The 18,963-nt window shown below is 40.8% G+C and carries 19 protein-coding genes; 5 read left to right on the top strand and 14 right to left on the bottom strand.

Annotated features, from left to right (window positions below; all coding sequences use genetic code 11):
* Positions 1-3 precede the first annotated feature (3 nt).
* From hflK to cutA, 12 genes are all read right to left on the bottom strand, one after another.
* The gene (gene hflK / locus ATS74_RS12960; RefSeq protein ID WP_058549302.1) at positions 4-1,173 is read right to left on the bottom strand and encodes an FtsH protease activity modulator HflK; all 1,170 of its coding nucleotides are present in this window, start codon (positions 1,171-1,173) and stop codon (positions 4-6) included.
* A 100-nt stretch (positions 1,174-1,273) separates the two neighbouring features.
* On the bottom strand, positions 1,274-2,563 hold the full coding sequence (hflX, locus tag ATS74_RS12955; RefSeq protein WP_058549301.1) for a ribosome rescue GTPase HflX: 1,290 nt from the start codon (positions 2,561-2,563) through the stop codon (positions 1,274-1,276).
* A gap of 15 nt (positions 2,564-2,578) precedes the next feature.
* Positions 2,579-2,842: an RNA chaperone Hfq gene (gene hfq, locus ATS74_RS12950; protein ID WP_007375939.1), complete on the bottom strand. Its 264-nt coding sequence runs from the start codon at positions 2,840-2,842 to the stop codon at positions 2,579-2,581.
* An 81-nt stretch (positions 2,843-2,923) separates the two neighbouring features.
* On the bottom strand, positions 2,924-3,841 hold the full coding sequence (miaA, locus tag ATS74_RS12945; RefSeq protein ID WP_082660595.1) for a tRNA (adenosine(37)-N6)-dimethylallyltransferase MiaA: 918 nt from the start codon (positions 3,839-3,841) through the stop codon (positions 2,924-2,926).
* A gap of 10 nt (positions 3,842-3,851) precedes the next feature.
* Positions 3,852-5,696, bottom strand: a complete 1,845-nt coding sequence (gene mutL / locus ATS74_RS12940; protein ID WP_058549299.1) for a DNA mismatch repair endonuclease MutL — start codon at positions 5,694-5,696, stop codon at positions 3,852-3,854.
* A 29-nt stretch (positions 5,697-5,725) separates the two neighbouring features.
* On the bottom strand, positions 5,726-7,069 hold the full coding sequence (locus ATS74_RS12935; protein ID WP_058549298.1) for an N-acetylmuramoyl-L-alanine amidase: 1,344 nt from the start codon (positions 7,067-7,069) through the stop codon (positions 5,726-5,728).
* A gap of 52 nt (positions 7,070-7,121) precedes the next feature.
* Complete coding sequence (gene tsaE / locus ATS74_RS12930; RefSeq protein WP_058549297.1) at positions 7,122-7,586, bottom strand: tRNA (adenosine(37)-N6)-threonylcarbamoyltransferase complex ATPase subunit type 1 TsaE; 465 nt, start codon at positions 7,584-7,586, stop codon at positions 7,122-7,124.
* A 127-nt stretch (positions 7,587-7,713) separates the two neighbouring features.
* Positions 7,714-9,054: an acetyl-CoA carboxylase biotin carboxylase subunit gene (accC, locus tag ATS74_RS12925; RefSeq protein WP_058549296.1), complete on the bottom strand. Its 1,341-nt coding sequence runs from the start codon at positions 9,052-9,054 to the stop codon at positions 7,714-7,716.
* Positions 9,055-9,080: 26 nt separating this feature from the next.
* Positions 9,081-9,545, bottom strand: a complete 465-nt coding sequence (gene accB, locus ATS74_RS12920) for an acetyl-CoA carboxylase biotin carboxyl carrier protein (RefSeq protein ID WP_058549295.1) — start codon at positions 9,543-9,545, stop codon at positions 9,081-9,083.
* A gap of 37 nt (positions 9,546-9,582) precedes the next feature.
* Entirely contained in the window at positions 9,583-10,035 is a 453-nt protein-coding gene (gene aroQ / locus ATS74_RS12915; protein ID WP_058549294.1) for a type II 3-dehydroquinate dehydratase, read from the bottom strand.
* Positions 10,036-10,263: 228 nt separating this feature from the next.
* Positions 10,264-12,099, bottom strand: coding sequence for a protein-disulfide reductase DsbD (locus ATS74_RS12910; protein ID WP_058549293.1), 1,836 nt, complete (start codon positions 12,097-12,099; stop codon positions 10,264-10,266).
* Positions 12,099-12,419, bottom strand: a complete 321-nt coding sequence (cutA, locus tag ATS74_RS12905; protein WP_058549292.1) for a divalent-cation tolerance protein CutA — start codon at positions 12,417-12,419, stop codon at positions 12,099-12,101. The genes ATS74_RS12910 and cutA overlap by 1 nt, the downstream gene beginning before the upstream one ends.
* Before the next feature lie 178 nt (positions 12,420-12,597).
* Here cutA and ATS74_RS12900 point away from each other — a divergent pair, with 178 nt between their 5' ends.
* The 5 genes from ATS74_RS12900 to ATS74_RS12880 all read left to right on the top strand — a co-directional run bounded on the left by ATS74_RS12900 (position 12,598) and on the right by ATS74_RS12880 (position 16,054).
* Complete coding sequence (locus tag ATS74_RS12900; RefSeq protein ID WP_058549291.1) at positions 12,598-13,074, top strand: FxsA family protein; 477 nt, start codon at positions 12,598-12,600, stop codon at positions 13,072-13,074.
* 109 nt (positions 13,075-13,183) lie between these two features.
* A complete protein-coding gene (locus ATS74_RS12895; protein ID WP_007580032.1) occupies positions 13,184-13,471 on the top strand; it encodes a co-chaperone GroES in 288 nt (95 codons plus the stop codon).
* Between the two features lie 49 nt (positions 13,472-13,520).
* Positions 13,521-15,170, top strand: coding sequence for a chaperonin GroEL (gene groL / locus ATS74_RS12890; RefSeq protein WP_058549290.1), 1,650 nt, complete (start codon positions 13,521-13,523; stop codon positions 15,168-15,170).
* A 136-nt stretch (positions 15,171-15,306) separates the two neighbouring features.
* On the top strand, positions 15,307-15,576 hold the full coding sequence (locus tag ATS74_RS20030) for a hypothetical protein (protein WP_058549289.1): 270 nt from the start codon (positions 15,307-15,309) through the stop codon (positions 15,574-15,576).
* Between the two features lie 79 nt (positions 15,577-15,655).
* Positions 15,656-16,054: a VOC family protein gene (locus ATS74_RS12880; protein WP_058549288.1), complete on the top strand. Its 399-nt coding sequence runs from the start codon at positions 15,656-15,658 to the stop codon at positions 16,052-16,054.
* A gap of 5 nt (positions 16,055-16,059) precedes the next feature.
* On the opposite strand, the gene ATS74_RS12875 is transcribed toward ATS74_RS12880, so the two are convergent.
* A complete protein-coding gene (locus ATS74_RS12875) occupies positions 16,060-17,526 on the bottom strand; it encodes an NAD(P)H-hydrate dehydratase (RefSeq protein WP_058549287.1) in 1,467 nt (488 codons plus the stop codon).
* A 243-nt stretch (positions 17,527-17,769) separates the two neighbouring features.
* Positions 17,770-18,954 carry an elongation factor Tu gene (gene tuf / locus ATS74_RS12870; RefSeq protein WP_058548756.1) on the bottom strand — a complete coding sequence of 395 codons (1,185 nt, stop codon included), beginning with the start codon at positions 18,952-18,954 and terminating at the stop codon, positions 17,770-17,772.
* Positions 18,955-18,963 lie beyond the last annotated feature (9 nt).

Genomic DNA, 18,963 nt, shown 5'->3' with positions numbered 1-18,963 from the left:
TGATTATCTCCCATCATTAAAGCGGTCGTTGTTAAAGCGGTCGTTACCACTGTTAACAGAGCTATTGCGTGACGTATTTACTTTGTTGCGTAAATCTTGAATATCACTTGAGCTTGGAAGCGCAACACGTGTTGCATTACCCTGCTTGTCCATGATTTTATCAAGAGGTAAATACATCATGTTGTTGCCGCCTTTAACATCAACTAGCACTTTAGAGCTACTACCTAGCACCTCTTCCATCGCGTCAATGTATAAACGTTCACGAGTAACTTCCTTAGCTGCTTGATATTCAGGTAATAGCTTTTCAAAGCGAGCCACTTCACCTTGCGCTTCTAACGTAATTCGTTCTTGGTAACCTTCAGCTTCTTGCGTCATACGTGTTACTTGACCACGAGCACGCGGCTCAATTTCACGGGCATACGCTTCGGCTTCACGGATGAAACGCTCTTCATCTTCTTGTGCTGCAATTGCATCATCAAAAGCATCTTTAACTTCGGTTGGCGGACGAGAATCTTTAAAGTTAACGTCTGTCACTATTAAACCTAAGTTATATGGTTCGATAATTTTATTAAGCTCATCCCACGTATTTTGGCGAACAACTTCACGGCCATTCGTTAATACTTGATCCATTTTTGCATGGCCCACAACATAACGTAATGCACTATCAAGTGCTTCTTCTAAGCTACTATCAGCATTAGTCACGCTAAATTCGTAAAGGTACGGGTCAATAACACGGTATTGCACCTGAAACTCAACGCTTACCACGTTTTCGTCTTCAGTTAGCATAAAGCCCGAGGCCGATAATGAGCGCACAGCTTCAATATCAACAGGAATAACGGTTTCAATAAACGTCATCTTCCAACGCAAACCTGGATCTGCAATTCGGTCGTATTTACCAAATTGAAGTACCACACCGCGCTCAGCTTCTTTTACCGTATAAATACCACTTAACGCCCATACAATAACGGCGATAATAAGGATAAATGAAATACCGGCTCCGCCAAGTCCACCGCCGCTACCATTGCCGGATTTTTTTCCGCCAAATAAGCCGCCTAACTTGTTACTAAACTTACGGAACACCTCGTCTAAATCAGGTGGGCCTTGATCACGTCCGCCTTTATTATTCCACGGATCTTTGTCATTGCCATTATTACCCGGTTCATTCCAGGCCATAGCTATACTCCATTGTTATCTAAATAAATTAGGAAATTGTGTTAAATCTAACAAATCTACCGCGTTTCTCATACTAAAACCGACGTTTATACGTCAATTTTTAATTACGGTTGATAAAACCAGCAATTTCAGGACCAAATTCTTTGATTAAACGATTCCACTCAACCATTGGCATTCTGACATCTAAAAGCCAATTACCCTGCTCATCAAAACGCTCTTCATGCACCGCATTTAGCGTAAATAATGAAGCTCTTAAGCGTCCGTACATAGGGGCTAGCAATAACGTTTCACTAAACATTTGCTTAGCTAATAAGTCGCTAATCGCCTCACTTAGTAACTCACATCCTTCACCTGTTTGTGCAGACAACCATACTCTTATAGGCTGCCCTTCGTCATCCCGATCAATTCTCGGACTAACATCATCAAGTGCGTCAATTTTATTGTAAATAAGTAATTGAGGAACTTCATCGGCTTCAATTTCTTTAAGCACCGACTGAACTTGTTCAATATTTTCTTTACGACGAGGGTCTGCCACATCAATAACATGTAACTGTAAGTCGGCCTCTCGCGTTTCGGTAAGTGTTGCTTTAAAGGCAGCGACTAAATCATGTGGTAAATGGCGTATAAATCCCACTGTATCAGCTAAAATTACTGAGCCTACATCGCCTATATCAAGCTTACGTAGTGTTGGGTCCAGTGTTGCAAACAATTGATCAGCTGCATACACGTCAGAATCGGTGATTCGATTAAATAGCGTTGATTTACCCGCATTAGTGTAACCAACCAACGACACAGTCGGAATTTCATTGCGCGTACGCGCACGTCTGCCCTGCTCACGTTGTACAGCTACTTTTGCCAATCGAGCGCGAATGTTTTTAATTCTCGCACGTAATAAGCGTCTATCTGTTTCTAACTGAGTTTCACCTGGTCCGCGTAAACCTATACCACCTTTTTGTCTTTCAAGGTGAGTCCAACCACGAATAAGTCGGGTTGACATATGGCGTAATTGAGCAAGCTCAACTTGAAGCTTACCTTCGTGAGTACGGGCTCTTTGGGCAAAAATATCAAGAATAAGTGTCGTTCTATCAAGTACACGGCATTGGCAAACGCGCTCTAAATTGCGTTCCTGAGACGGACTTAATTGATGATTAAATATGACGACATCTGCATTGTGGATTTTGACAATTTCAGCTATTTCTTCTGCTTTACCGGTACCGACGAATAGTTTCGGATGTGGTGCTTGACGGCTGCCTTGCACAACCGCCAAACTACTAACACCAGCAGAAGATACCAACATTTCCAATTCATGAAGATCTTCACGATCGCCATCTTTAGGTAAGTCGATATGTACTAAAATTGCCTGTTCGCCGGATTCATAGCGGTCAAACAAGCATTACGCTCCTAATTAAAAGTTTCCAGCTTCTGGTTCTTCAGTGCTCTCATCCCCTTGAACACCTTGGAAGTTGACTGCGCGAGCAGGTACAACTGTTGAAATTGCATGCTTATACACCATTTGGTTTACGGTGTTTTCAAGTAAAATAACAAATTGGTCAAATGACTGAATTTTACCTTGTAATTTTATGCCATTTACCAAAAAGATTGATACTGGAATGCGCTCACGACGTAGTGCATTCAAAAATGGGTCTTGTAACGATTGGCCTTTTGCCATGTTATTGTTCCTTCGTTCTAGGTGTTATTATAATTAAGTGGCTGAACTTATTTGATTAAACTAAATAATCTTCAACTACTACTAGCTTAGCGAACTTACTACACGATGCAAGTTTTCTTCATCACCTGTTGTTAACCAAGTAACATCAGGCCAACTGCGTAGCCACGTTAACTGACGCTTTGCCAATTGACGCGTTGCTGCGATGCCGCGAAAAACCATTTCATCATGGTTTGTTTCACCCGCAAGGTAATCCCACATTTGTCTATAACCTACACAACGAATAGAAGGCATATTGGGGTGTAAATCCTTACGTAGATATAGGGTCGAAACTTCATTTTCAAACCCCTGATCAATCATTATTTTAAACCTTTCTTCAATTCTGCTATGTAATTCGCAGCGCTGCTGTGGCGCAATAGCAAATTGATGAAAAGTATAAGGTAAAGCTGGCTGCTTTTGCTTTTGCAACTCAGTCATTGTTTTACCTGTTATACGGTAAACCTCTAGAGCCCGATTAATTCTTTGTGAATCATTCTCACTTATTTTTTCGGCTGCTTGCGGGTCAACTTTAACTAATTCTTTATATAAATGAGGCCAGCCATGTTCATTAGCTTGCGCTTCAAGTTCTGCTCGAATAGTTGCATCAGCTTCTGGTAATGGCGATAAACCATCAATTAGCGCCTTAAAGTACATCATTGTACCGCCTACAAGTACAGGTACTTTACCTTGTTGATGAAATTCATCAATTTTTTGTACTGCATCTCGTCTAAAATCAGCCACCGAGTAGGTTTCGCTCGGATCAAGCAAATCAATTAAATGATGCGGAGCACGAGCGAGTTCTTCAGCGTCCGGTTTTGCGGTGCCAATATCCATACCTTTATACACTAACGCTGAATCGACGCTGATAATTTCAGTATTTAAATGCTCACACAACGAAATTGCCAATGCTGTTTTTCCAGCAGCGGTTGGGCCCATTAAAAATATGACCGGTAAATTACTCAACACGAACACCTTAGTCTAATTGCGTTAAATAGCTATTTAGCTCTATTTTAACTGCTTTTTCTTGTAAACGTTCAATTGTTTGCGGATTATTTTGTAAGCGAATTTGTTGTTCTAAAAATACATTGCTTGAATAAAAGCGAGCAGGTACGCTCTTTAATTGCCATGCAAGCCAGCTTTCAATATTTTCAAACTGTGACTTACATGCACTCAGTAAGTGCTCAATTGCATTTGATACATCAAGCAAATACAAACAAGCAGGCAATTTTTTTACCATAACAAATTGTTTTTCTATAACAAGTTCAAAGCCAAGTAAGGTAAACCACGATTGTTGCGCTGCTATTATCACACAATCTTCTTTTGATAAATTAACCCTTACAGGTAATAAAAGAGCTTTACCTTCAAGGCTACCAAGCTCTCTTATTTGATTATGCCAATCATCAGGTAGTGCATATTTAAAATGCGAGCAATAAAGTTGCTGCTGTAAACTAAACACGCATACACCTTCGGTTACACTTATTATTGCAACTTCGTTTAGCTTTGCCGCTTGTTCACTATTTAAAGCATGGCTTGAGGAACTTGTCACATTATCAAAATGTGCAGCATGTTGCTCACTTACACCTTGGTAAAACGCATTTACGTCGTGATGATTAGCAGTCTCATTGCTACGATAAGCATTACCACTCCCACCGCTTGAAGAACGTGAAGCAGAAACGCCACCAAAGCCGGAGTTAGATGGCTGTAATTGCGATTTTGGGTAATCAAAAGCACCTGTAAATTGCGCTGCTTCATTACCCTTATACAAAGGCTCAGCACCAGCTGTCATAGCTTGCTGCGAATTGTCTATTGCTTCACTAACAAACTCACCTTGTAGAGGCACTACAACTTGTTTAATTGCTTGTAAAATAAAGTCGTGTACTAAGCGCCCCTGATGAAAACGCACTTCGTGCTTTGCAGGATGTACATTTACATCGACTTGCCTAGGGTCTATATCAATATAAATAACAAAACCAGGTAGCTCTTGTGCACCGCTCACTTCTTCAAATGCTTGGCGTATAGCATGCAATATAAGCTTATCGCGCATCATTCGATTATTTACATATGTGTACTGCGTTGTATTAGCTGACCCGACAGGTAATACCCAGCCATGCAATTGCAAGCCGCCCTCACCCGATTGAATATGCAAACCATGCTCTGCAAATGCTTTGCCAGCTACTTGCGCAACACGAGTAATAGCCTGAGCTGGGTCTGTTTTAGCACGATATTGCCTCACTACTTTTTGATTATGAGTTAGCGTTATAGATACATCAAAGCGACTCAGCGCAATACGTTTTATAAGCTCATCAATGTGGCTAAATTCGGTTTTTTCAGTGCGCAAAAATTTACGACGAGCAGGAGTATTAAAAAATAAATCTTTAACCTCAATTGTTGTTCCATCGGGGTGGGCAACAGGCTTAACTTGCACCGCCATATCGCGGCCTTCTGCAAACGCTTGCCACGCTGCTTCTTGCTCTTTAGGTTTGGAGCTAAGCGTTAATCGCGATACAGAGCTAATTGATGCAAGCGCTTCGCCTCTAAATCCCAATGAGCATATGTTTTCTAAATCATCGAGTGACTTTAATTTACTGGTTGCGTGGCGAGAAAGCGCAAGTGTTAATTCATCTTTACCTATACCCGAGCCGTTATCACGAATACGAATAAGCTTGTGGCCGCCGCGATCAATATCTATTTGAATACGCGTTGCACCAGCATCTAAGCTGTTTTCTACTAATTCTTTTACTACCGACGCAGGGCGCTCTACCACTTCGCCAGCGGCAATCTGGTTCGCTAAACGCGCGGGTAATATTTCAATACTCATGAACGTCCTAACAAAATTTTTCTAAAGGTTTAACTTTGAGGTATATCAAGCTCTTGACCAATAAACAGCGTATTTGAGCTAAGTTTATTAGCTTGCTTTAATTTACTTACAGTTACGCCATACCGACTTGCAAGCATACTTAAAGATTCACCTGGGCGTACTTTGTGCTTAGTAGGGTATTGCGATTTAAGCTTTGCAAATAACGAATCATCAGGCGGGTTTTTTAAATAATAATTTTTAATAGACGTAAATATCGCCTTTGCTAAACGCTCTTGATGATTAGCGCTTTTAAGCATACGTTCTTCTCTTGGATTAGATATAAACCCGGTCTCAACTAAAATAGAAGGAATGTCAGGCGACTTTAAAACAGCGAGACTGGCATGTTGAGGGTCTTTTTTATGTAGTTTAGCTACCTTTTTAAGCTCTTTAACTACTTCATCGGCAACGCTTAAACCGGTCTTCATTGAGTGATCCATCGACATATCAAGCAATGCTTGCGCTAAGTACTTTTCGTTGGCAGCATCTTTAATTACATCTGCAGCCCCCCCTAAAAGTTCAGAGTGCTTTTCTTTATCTTCTATCCATTTACCTATTTCAGAATTAGCTCTACGTAACGATAAAACCCATACAGAAGCGCCATTAGGCCCGGGGCTGGTAAATGCATCAGCATGAATAGAAACAAAAAAGTCAGCCTTTTTTTCGCGCGCACGATTAGTACGTGTATTTAGTTTTACAAAGTAGTCACCACTTCGCACCATGCGCGAAATCATTCCCCGCTCGCCATCTATCATGCGCTCTAAACGCTTGGCAATTTGCAAAGTAACTGTTTTTTCATATGTACCCGAAGGACCAATAGATCCTGGGTCTTCACCGCCATGGCCTGCATCAATAGCAATAACGATATCGCGTTCTTGGCTTAGCTGACGATTTTTAGCCGCTGTTTGCGCAGGTGACGCAACGGCTTGCTTTTGAGCCTTATTATATAAATCTACAACTAACCTATTTTTATAAGGGCCAGCGGGGGCTAGTGCAAAAATAACCGGTTTGACCGCAGAGCTTAGCTCGAACACTAACCGAACGCTTTTTTTGTTTTTAGGTTTGGAATAGCGCAGCTTACTAACAATTTGATGCTTTGGCGGAACGCCTGGCAGTATTTTTAGCTCTTTTGTATTTTCTAAGTCAACGACTAAACGGCTCGGATTTTTAAGCATAAAGTAGCTAAAATCTGGCTTTTCATCTAGATCAAATACAACGCGAGTGCTATCTGGTGATGGCCACACTCGCGCACTATTAATAGTATTTTGCGCCCACAGCGGCAAACTCACAGCTAATACCATGAGAGTAAGAAATAATTTAGTTATACCTCGAGTCATTTTAATAACCACTGCCTTAACTATTTTTATTATAAGAGCTAGCTTTTGTATGTTAGCTATTTAGTTTTTCGACAATTGCTACACCGCGCTCACTTGCACTATTAATAACAATTTTTCGCTCATCGCCTACATAGCTTAGAGTAATATCTAAATCAGGCACAGGAATAAATTCTCCACCTTTTTCAGGCCATTCAACTACACATATTGCATCAGCTGAAAAGTAATCTCGTATTCCCATATATTCAAGTTCTTCAGGGTCACCTAAACGATATAAATCAAAGTGATAAACATTGGCTCGCTCAAGTTCGTATGGTTCTACTAGTGTATATGTTGGGCTTTTAACCTTACCTGTATGGCCAAAACCTTGTACCACACCTCGCGTAAATGTTGTTTTACCAGCACCTAAATCACCATGTAAATATATAACCGCACCTTGCTCTATAATATCAGCAACTTGGTTACCCATTGCTACTGTGGCTATTTCATCATTTAAGTGAGATTGGAAACTACGCGTCATTACTACCTCAAAAATTTACTTAAAAGCGCATGTTTGCTAATCATACCAGAATATTTATTTAAGGCGATAAATTGCAGTTTTAGACATAAAAAAACCGGCCTAAGCCGGTTTTTTAAAAACAGAGGAATTATAATCCTAATTTCTTCTCAAGGTAGTGGATATTAGTTCCACCATTTTGGAAGTTCTCATCTGCAAGAATGCGTTTATGCAAAGGAGTATTAGTTTTAATTCCGTCAATCACTAGCTCGTTAAGTGCATTACGTGCACGTGCTATAGCAACATCACGGTTTTCGCCGTAAGTGATTAACTTACCAACCATTGAATCGTAATGTGGTGGTACTGTGTAGTCAGCGTAAATATGGCTGTCCCAACGAATACCTAAACCACCCGCCGGGTGAAAACGTGTAATTTTACCCGGTGAAGGAATAAACGTTTCAGGATCCTCAGCATTAATACGACACTCAACAGCATGTCCGCGAATAACCACGTCATCTTGAGTGAAAGATAATGGCTGACCCGCAGCAATTTTTAACTGCTCTTTAACCAAGTCGATACCAGTAACCATCTCAGTTACCGGGTGCTCTACTTGAATACGAGTATTCATTTCGATGAAGTAAAACTCGCCGTTTTCGTATAAAAACTCAAACGTACCTGCACCACGGTATCCAATTTCGATACATGCTCGAGTACAGCGTTCACCAATAAATTTACGCGTTTCAGCAGTAATGCCTGGCGCAGGAGCTTCTTCAACTACTTTTTGGTGACGACGTTGCATAGAGCAATCGCGCTCACCTAAATGCACAGCATTACCTTGACCATCTGCAAGTACTTGAACTTCGATATGACGTGGGTTTTCAAGGAATTTTTCCATGTAAACCATACCATTACCAAAGAACTGCTTAGCTTCTTGTTGAGTCAATGAAATTGAATCAATTAGTTCAGCTTCGCTGCGTACTACACGCATACCACGGCCACCACCGCCACCAGCGGCTTTAATAATTACCGGGTAACCGATACGCTTAGCAATTTGCATGTTGCGTTCTTTATCATCCGATACAGGGCCATCAGAGCCTGGTACACACGGAACACCCGCTTTTCGCATTGCAGCAATAGCAGAAACTTTATCGCCCATTAAGCGAATCGTATCGCCTTTAGGACCAATAAATACAAAGCCACTTTGCTCAACTTGGTCGGCAAAATCAGCATTTTCAGCAAGGAAACCATAACCTGGGTGAATCGCTACTGCGTCTGTTATTTCTGCCGCAGCAATAATGCGCGGAATATCTAAATAACTTTCAGTTGCTGATGGTTTACCAATACAGATGGTTTCATCTGCAAGCAATACATGCTTAAGATCGCGATCTGCCGTTGAATGCACAGCAACCGTTTTGATCCCAAGCTCTTTGCAGGCGCGCAATATACGAAGTGCAATTTCACCTCGGTTTGCTATGACTACTTTATCTAACATTAGAGTTGGCCTTTTAGGTTGCGCTATTATTCAATGATGAATAGAGGTTGATCAAATTCTATTGGCTCGCCATTTTCAGCTAGGATAGCTTTAACAGTACCTGCTTTATCTGCTTCAATTTGGTTCATCATTTTCATAGCTTCAATAATACAAAGCGTGTCACCCACTTTAACTTGTGAGCCCACTTCTACATATGCTGGCGCTTCTGGAGATGCAGCAGAGTAAAAAGAACCAACCATAGGTGATTTAACTTGGTGACCCGTAGGGGCTGTTGGAGCTGCATCAGCCTCAACTGCTACAGGAGCCGCTGCGGCAACAGGTGCTGCTGGCGCTGGTGCATATTGCTGTGGAGCAAATTGTGCGTAACCTGGGCCTGCGCTCATGTTATTGCGATTAATACGTACTGATTCTTCACCTTCAGTGATTTCTAGCTCAGCAATACCTGATTCTTCTACTAATTCGATAAGTTTTTTTATCTTGCGAATATCCATTATACGACCCGCCTGTTACTTTGTGTGTTAATTTAAATTAAATCGAGTTTTGCAACCGGCTCACTGCACAATTTAATGCTGCGTGGTAACCCATTGCGCCTAATCCACATATCACGCCTTGCGCCACATCAGAAAAATAAGAATGATGACGAAATGCTTCACGTGCGTGCACATTACTTAAGTGCACTTCAAAAAACGGAATATCAACACTTAGCAATGCATCACGTAATGCGACGCTTGTATGCGTAAATGCAGCTGGGTTAATTATTATGTAATCAACCGCTTGCCAAGCACTGTGTATTCGTTCAATGAGCGCTTGCTCACTATTACTTTGAAAATGCGTTAACTCAACATCTAGACTATCAGCGGCACTTGATAGTTCGCTCATAATTTCACTTAGCGTTTGAAAACCGTATTTATCCGGTTCACGTTTGCCCAGCATGTTTAAATTTGGACCATTTATAACCAAAAGGTTAAATTTTGTAGCCATAATACGCGATATATCCTATAAGTAATGAGTTAAGCGGTTACTAACGATTTTTCACTATAACATCTGTGTAAAAAACCAAGATAGCAACAATTTCTCACGTTAACCAACTATTATAGTGAGTTCGATGTAAATAGCAGCAAAATACTGGTCTAATCTCTATGATGGGAACAAACATTCAGAAAGGATATCGTAAGCCGCTTAGTTTATATAAGCGGCTTAATTGCACTATTATTGTGCGCTGGCGCGCACTGCAGCTAAGTGAGTGGCAAAATCATCAGCATTTAAAAAGCCAGTTACACGTTGTGTACTTAGCTCTTCGCCCTGGGTATTAAAAAACAAAATACTGGGTAAACCAAACACAGTGTACTCTTCCATCAACTCAATTGTGCTGTTATTGCTGCTTGTTAGATCAACCTGAATGAGCTGAAAGTGATTAAACTCACTTTGTACTTTTGCGTCGGGAAATGTGTAATGCTCAAACTCTTTACATGCCACGCACCAGTCTGCATATAAGTCGACCATAACCATTCGGCCTTCATCGCTAGCTTGCGCTACAGCTTCTTTTAGCTCAGCTAAATCAGCTACCTTTTTAAACTCATTAGTTTGAGTGTTAAAATGAGTAGTTTGATTTTGCTGCGGCAAAATATAGTTTTTAGTAAGTGTAAACCCGGTTAAAGCAAGCAAAATGGCACTAAACCATAATACTGTTTTTAACTTACTTTGTGCCTGAGCGCTTTGCCAATAATGTAAATACAACGCAGTTGCTAAAGCAAGTAGCCCTGCCATGAGTAAAATAATATCAGCATCTACTATGCGCTCTAATAAAATAAGTGGCACTACAAGCATTATAAAACCAAACAAAGTTTTAACTTGCTCCATCCAACCGCCGGCTTTTGGAAGTAACTTGCCACCAGATGTACCTAATAATAATAACGGTAAACCCATTCCAAGGCTTAATACATAAAGCGTTAAACCACCAACTAGGTAATCACCGCTTTGCGCTACAAATAATAAAGCTGCCGACAATGGTGCTGTAGTACATGGAGATGCTATTAATCCCGACAAAACCCCCATTAAAAATACGCCAACGTAATTGCCGCCTTTTTGGTTGTTACTTACTTGGGTTAACTTGCTCATCATGCTGCTTGGTAGTTTTATTTCGTACCAGCCAAACATCGACATCGCTAATAATACAAACAATAAACTAAAGCTAATAAGTACAAACGGATGTTGTAAGTAACCTTGAACTTGCCCACCTAAAGCCGCAACAACAAGCCCAAGCGCCGCATAAGTTACTGCCATACCTTGTATATACACAAACGATAAAGCAAACGCTTTTTTAGTGGAAAGATTTTGTTGCCCTGCAATTAAACTCGACAAAATAGGAAACATAGGGAAAACGCACGGTGTAAATGCTAGCCCCACACCCACTACAAAAAATATCAATAAATTAGTAATTAGGCTCTGACTTGCTAATTGCTCAGTAAACGAAAGCTCTTTTTCTGGCTCATTAAAATTTACTTTTACAAGCTCAGTAGGCTTTTCATTAAGTGCTGCAAATGTACTTTGTGCTGTAGCTACATCATTCGAATTAGTTTGATTAATATTTTTAGGCTCTTCTGCATTAATCACACTAAGCGGAATACTTATTACTTCTGGCGGGTAACAAAGCCCTGCTTTAGCACAGCCTTGGTAACGTACCTTAACTATAGCCCCTTCAGTAATATCACTCAGTTTGCTTACAACACTTACAGCATTAAAAAATACTTCAGTTTTACCAAAAAACTCATCTTCAATAATTTCGCCACTGCCAGAGTCGCCTACTTGAATGTTGGCTCCCTTGGCGATAATTTCTATTTTCTTTTTATATAGGTAGTAGTCTGGCGCAATATCCCAACCAACAAACAATGTGCTTCCTTGCTGGTCAAAGTCAAATACAAATGCTTGTTCTACAGGTAAAAATGTTTGCTGAGGCGGCCCAAGTAAATCACCGAGTAGATTATTATTTTCCGCTTTTACAGGAAGCGTTAATAACGTTACCAGCAATAAAAAGAAAAAACGCATTAATTCAGTACCTCATCCATCCAATTAAAATACGCCAAATTACCTGTTGAGACTTCTACAACCTGAATCTCTGGCACTTCATAGCTATGAAGTTCTTTTATAGTTAAAAAAACATCGTTCATTTTATCTAACTTGGTTTTGATCAGTAACTTTGTTTCTGTCGCTTCGGCGATTTCGCCTTCCCACATGTATATTGAACCTATATTTGGTAAAACATTTACACATGCAGCTAGCTTTTTCTCTACCAACGCTCTTGCCAGTGCGCGAGCTTCTGGCTCATCTTTGCAGGTTGTAAAAATCAGTTTAAATTGCGTATTCATAATGAACCTTTACTTATTTGACGTTGTTTAGCCTCATAGTATCCGATAGCAAGTTCAATGTGTAGGCGCTAAAACAACTACAAAGTTACGATACATAACCAATAACCTTGAAAATAGACCTCCTCACCCTCACTTATATTTCATCAACTCTTTTGAGTGTCATTATTTAGAGAGCCTTATGTTTAGATTTTTATTTGTGTTGTTTATCATCATCCCTATTATTGAAATTGCTTTGCTTATTCAAGTAAGCGATGTAATAGGTGGGTTTGCAACCATCGCACTGGTTGTTATAACCGCGATTTTAGGTGCTAAAATGGTGAAACAACAAGGTATGGGCGCACTACAAAATGTGCAAACACAAATGGCGCAAGGCCAAATGCCAGCCAAAGAATTATTTACAGGAATTTGCGTGGTTATTGCAGGTGTATTGCTATTAACGCCTGGCATTATGACAGACGTATTTGGCTTACTATTATTAACCCCTGCGATTCGTAATAAATTAGCTGCAGGCCTTGCTAGCCAAGCAACGGTTAGAATGAGTGCGGGTATGCAGCAAGGTTCCTCACCATTTGCAGGACAGCAACATACAAAGCAAGAGCAACCTCAAATGGAACAACCAACAACTCTTGATGGGGAATATGAAAGAAAAGATTAAAAATTTATCGTTTTTTCTCTTGGAATTTTTCACTCCACCCCCATTATTGAATGCAAATTAGAAAAGCTTTTTTCTGTACTGTTCAGAAACTGTTAGGAGAACTAAAAACATGAACATTCGTCCTTTACAAGATCGCGTAATCGTTAAACGTCTAGAAGAAGAAACAAAATCTGCTGGCGGTATTGTATTAACTGGCTCTGCAGCTGAAAAATCAACTCGCGGAGAAGTTGTTGCCGTTGGTAATGGTCGCGTTTTAGAAAACGGTGACGTGCGCGCTTTAGAAGTTAAAGCCGGTGACACTGTGTTATTTGGCTCATATGTTGAAAAAGTAGAAAAGATCGAAGGTCAAGAGTACCTGATCATGCGTGAAGATAATATTTTAGGCATTGTAGGCTAAACCTACTTTTCGTTTAACAAACATTTAAGAATTTAGAGGAATTTAAAACATGGCAGCAAAAGAAGTACTTTTTGCAGGTGACGCACGCGCTAAAATGCTAACTGGCGTAAACATCCTGGCAAACGCAGTAAAAGTTACATTAGGTCCTAAAGGCCGTAACGTTGTACTAGACAAATCATTTGGCTCTCCAGTGATCACTAAAGATGGTGTATCTGTAGCAAAAGAAATCGAACTTGAAGACAAGTTTGAAAACATGGGCGCACAAATGGTTAAAGAAGTTGCATCTAAAGCAAATGATGCAGCCGGCGATGGTACAACTACCGCTACAGTACTTGCACAGTCTATTGTTAATGAAGGCCTTAAAGCTGTTGCAGCAGGCATGAATCCAATGGATCTTAAGCGCGGTATCGACAAAGCAGTTATTGCTGCTGTTGCAGAGCTTAAAGAACTTTCAGTTCCTTGTGCTGACGCTAAAGCTATCGCACAGGTAGGTACTATTTCAGCTAACTCTGATAAAGAAATTGGCGACATCATTGCAGAAGCAATGGAAAAAGTAGGCCGTAACAGTGGTGTTATTACTGTTGAAGAAGGTCAATCACTTGAAAACGAACTAGATGTTGTTGAAGGCATGCAGTTTGATCGTGGTTACTTATCTCCTTACTTTATCAACAACGCTGAAAAAGGCGCAGTTGAATTAGATAACCCATTTATTCTACTTGTAGATAAAAAAATATCGAATATCCGCGAGCTATTACCAACGCTTGAAGCCGTTGCTAAAGCAAGTAAGCCACTACTTATTATTGCAGAAGACCTTGAAGGTGAAGCTCTTGCTACTTTAGTAGTTAACAACATGCGCGGTATTGTTAAAGTATCAGCTGTTAAAGCACCTGGCTTTGGCGATCGTCGTAAAGCAATGCTACAAGATATCGCAGTGTTAACTGGCGGTACTGTTATTTCTGAAGAAATCGGCTTAGAGCTTGAAAAAGCAACAGTTGAAGACTTAGGTACAGCTAAGCGTGTTGTTATCACTAAAGATGATACAACAATCATCGATGGTGCTGGCGAAGAAGAAGGCATTAGCGGTCGTGTTTCTCAAATTAAAGCACAAATTGAAGAAGCAACGTCAGACTACGACAAAGAGAAACTACAAGAGCGTATGGCTAAACTTGCCGGCGGTGTTGCAGTAATCAAAGTAGGCGCAGCAACTGAAATTGAAATGAAAGAGAAAAAAGACCGTGTGGAAGATGCATTGCATGCAACTCGCGCAGCGGTTGAAGAAGGCGTAGTACCTGGCGGCGGTGTTGCACTTGTACGCGCAGCAAGCAAGTTACTTGCTCTTGTTGGCGACAACGAAGATCAAAACCACGGTATTAAAGTTGCACTTCGTGCGATGGAAGCACCTCTTCGTCAAATCGTAACTAACGCAGGTGACGAAGCTTCTGTTGTTATCAACGCAGTTAAAGGCGGCGAAGGTAACTACGGTTACAACGCAGCAACTGGCGAATACAACGACATGATTGAAATGGGTATCCTAGATCCAACTAAAGTAACACGTTCTGCACTACAATTTGCAGGGTCTATTGCGGGTCTAATGATCACTACTGAAGCAATGGTAGCTGAAATCCCTAAAGATGAATCTGCTGGTGCACCTGATATGGGTGGCATGGGCGGAATGGGTGGCATGGGCGGCATGATGTAATAAGCATCACCGTTTAAGCACCTTGCTTATATAAAAAACCAGCTTCGGCTGGTTTTTTGCTTTTTAGTACACTTGTTATTGATATTGTCTAATTTACAACCATGTAGTAATAACGTGTAAGCAAAAAAACATCACCATGGACATACTTAATAGTAATGGAATTACTTTTTTTGCGGTGCTTGTAACCATAGTATCGGCATTGCTGCTTTTAATTATTTGGCTTTTGTTAAAAATGATAGTGTGGGGAAAAAGCATGTCTAAAGGCGCTTATTTATTCTTAGCGTTTTTCCCGCTTATTTCACTGATGCCTATTCCGCCACCTACCTACGAAAATGTACAAAAGGCGAAGCAAGAGCAAAGAAAACGTAAAGAAGACTCAGGCGATGCACCGGATGAAGAAATATAATCTCCAAATACATTACAGCCCTACACAAAGCACACAATGATATGTAAAAATGCGCAGCAACACAGTCAGGGAGTTATTTATGTCAGGTATAAAACAGCATATTGGTAGTATTGCTTTAGTCGTAAAAGATTATGATGAAGCTATTGAATTTTACACTAAGAAATTAAGCTTTGAATTAGTCGAAGACACTGATTTAGGTGAAGGTAAACGTTGGGTGCTAATTACACCGCCGCAGTCAAATGGTACGCATATACTACTTGCTCAAGCCACTGAACAAGATCAAGTAAGTGCCATTGGCAACCAAGCTGGTGGTCGTGTTTGGCTATTTTTACATACTAACGATTTTTGGCGTGATTATGAAAACATGTTAGCAAACGGGGTTGTCTTTAATGAACAACCCCGTAATGAACCTTACGGGACGGTTGCTGTTTTTGAAGATTTATACGGTAATAAGTGGGATTTAATTCAACAGAAATAGAAAGCTTAATTTATTAACGCTCTAACTATTTTAAATAAATCTGAGGGTAGCATACCTCGCTGCCCTTCTCGCTCACTGGCGATATCACCGGCTTTAGCGTGCAGTGTTACGCCATAGCGCGCTGCTTCATCAACATTTAAACCTTGAGCCAGTAAGGCACCAATAATACCAGTTAGTACATCGCCACTACCACCCACGGCCAGTGCCGGATTGCCGTCCTCACACACCCATGTGTGCTCAGCATTATCAATTAAGGTACCTGCGCCTTTTAATACGCACGTAGCGTTATAACGCTTTGCACATAGGCGAGCATTTTCAAACCTATTAGACTCAATTTCTTGTGTCGTTGTACTTAATAGCCTTGATGCTTCTCCAGGGTGTGGCGTAAGTATACATCGCTCTAACATGTATGATGAAGCTTGCTTAGCCAGTAAGTTAAGGGCATCTGCATCTATAACTAATGGCATTTTATTATTTTGGCAATATTGCATTACTTCATCGAACGTTTGTTGTGCCCATTCGTCCTGCCCAAGCCCTGGCCCTATTACCACACTGCTAGCCCATTCAAGCGCTTCTTGTAAATAGGCACTGCTTACCATTAATTCTGGCCTACCAATGCTTACAGGCGCTATAGAGCTTGAATGTGTATATACTCTTACCATACCAGCACCTGCTCTAAGTGCAGCTTCGCTGGTTAATCTAATTGCTCCGGCAGTACCTTCATTTCCGCCTACACAGAGTAGTTTGCCATGAGTTCCTTTATGACTATTTTGGCTTCGCGCACCAAGCTTTTTAAAACTATTAATATTTATAAGTGTACCGCTTGAAGCTGCGAGCTCAAAAAATGCAGTTCCAATATTTAGATCGTCAAATATTAACTGCCCGCAATGTTGTTTACCTATAGCCGTTGTCAGCCCCTGCTTAATACCAACAAAGGTCATTGTTTTACTTGCTTGTATAGCAATATCTAAAGGTTGGCCAGTATCAGCGCTGATACCTGAAGGCACATCTATACTCAATACAGGTTTATTACAGGCATTAATTTCATTAATAATTTTAGCAAAATTATCGCGTACTGAGCTTGTGATCCCAGTACCTAACATTGCATCTATAATTAAATCACTACGGTTTAATAACTCACTCGTATAAGCATTAACTTCACAGCCTTCATCACGCCACAAGTTAGACGCTTTTGCTGCATCTCCTGTTAGTGCTTGCTCAGGGTTAACGGCACACAAAGTCACCAGCTTACCCGCTTGCTTAATTAGGCTCGCGGTAATATAACCATCTCCAGCGTTATTACCATGTCCCACAATCACCAAGGTATGCTCAGCATTAAACTCTTTCCAGACATTGAATACAGCCTCCCCTGCGCGCTGCATGAGAGTAAATAACTCACAATGACTATTTTTAGCAGCAAGAGCCTCGTTATCCCTAACTTCTTTTGCGGTAAATATTCGTTTATTTAGCATGAGGACTCCTTTAATAAGTGACACTTTACCTTATCAAATACACATATCTAGGGGCTAGCTTTGTGAGCTTTTTTAATCGGGATTAATTCGTTTATTAAAGTGCACTACAGGTAGAGTAATTATCGGGGTCAGATCATTTTACTAATAACTGATAGCTGAAAACTAAACGCTTTTCTTCAGACATTAAAAAACCCGAGACTAAGCTCGGGTTTTTTTAGTATTAATTAACTTAAAAGTTAACTATTACTCTACGATAGTTGCTACAACACCAGCACCTACAGTACGGCCACCTTCACGGATAGCGAAACGAAGACCTTCATCCATCGCGATTGGCGCGATTAGAGTTACTGTCATCTTAACGTTATCACCAGGCATTACCATTTCTACGCCATCTGGTAACTGTACGTCACCTGTTACGTCAGTTGTACGGAAGTAGAACTGTGGACGGTAACCTTTGAAGAATGGAGTATGACGACCACCTTCATCTTTAGAAAGTACGTATACTTCTGAAGTGAATGTAGTGTGTGGCTTGATTGAACCAGGCTTAGCTAGTACTTGACCACGTTCAACGTCTTCACGCTTAGTACCACGTAGTAATGCACCAATGTTCTCACCAGCACGACCTTCGTCAAGAAGCTTACGGAACATTTCAACACCAGTACAAGTAGACTTAGTAGTCTCTTTGATACCAACGATTTCAACTTCGTCATTCACGTTGATGATACCCGCTTCAACACGGCCAGTTACAACTGTACCACGACCTTGAATTGAGAAAACATCTTCGATAGGCATGATGAATGGCTTATCGATGTCACGCTCTGGCTCTGGAATGTAAGAATCTAGTGCTTCTGCAAGCTCTACGATTTTAGCTTCCCATTGCTCTTCGCCTTCAAGTGCTTTAAGTGCAGAACCTTGAATTAGTGGTAAATCATCACCTGGGAAGTCGTACTCAGAAAGAAGTTCACGAACTTCCATTTCTACTAGCTCAAGTAGCTCTTCGTCATCAACCATGTCACATTTGTTCATGAATACGATGATGTAAGGTACGCCAACTTGGCGAGAAAGTAGGATGTGCTCACGAGTTTGTGGCATAGGGCCGTCAGTCGCAGCTACTACTAAGATAGCGCCGTCCATTTGAGCAGCACCAGTGATCATGTTTTTAACATAATCGGCGTGACCAGGACAATCTACGTGTGCGTAGTGACGAGTTGGCGTATCGTACTCAACGTGAGAAGTTGAGATTGTAATACCACGCTCGCGCTCTTCTGGAGCGTTATCGATTGATGCGAAATCTTTAGCAACACCGCCGTATACTTTTGCAAGTACGTTAGTGATTGCTGCAGTTAGTGTAGTTTTACCGTGGTCAACGTGGCCGATTGTACCAACGTTTACATGCGGTTTTACGCGTTCAAACTTTTCTTTTGCCATCTTAAAAAA

The organism is Pseudoalteromonas sp. H103 (assembly GCF_001469205.1).
Lineage (GTDB): Bacteria > Pseudomonadota > Gammaproteobacteria > Enterobacterales > Alteromonadaceae > Pseudoalteromonas > Pseudoalteromonas carrageenovora.
This window is presented reverse-complemented; position numbering and strand designations above follow the sequence as displayed.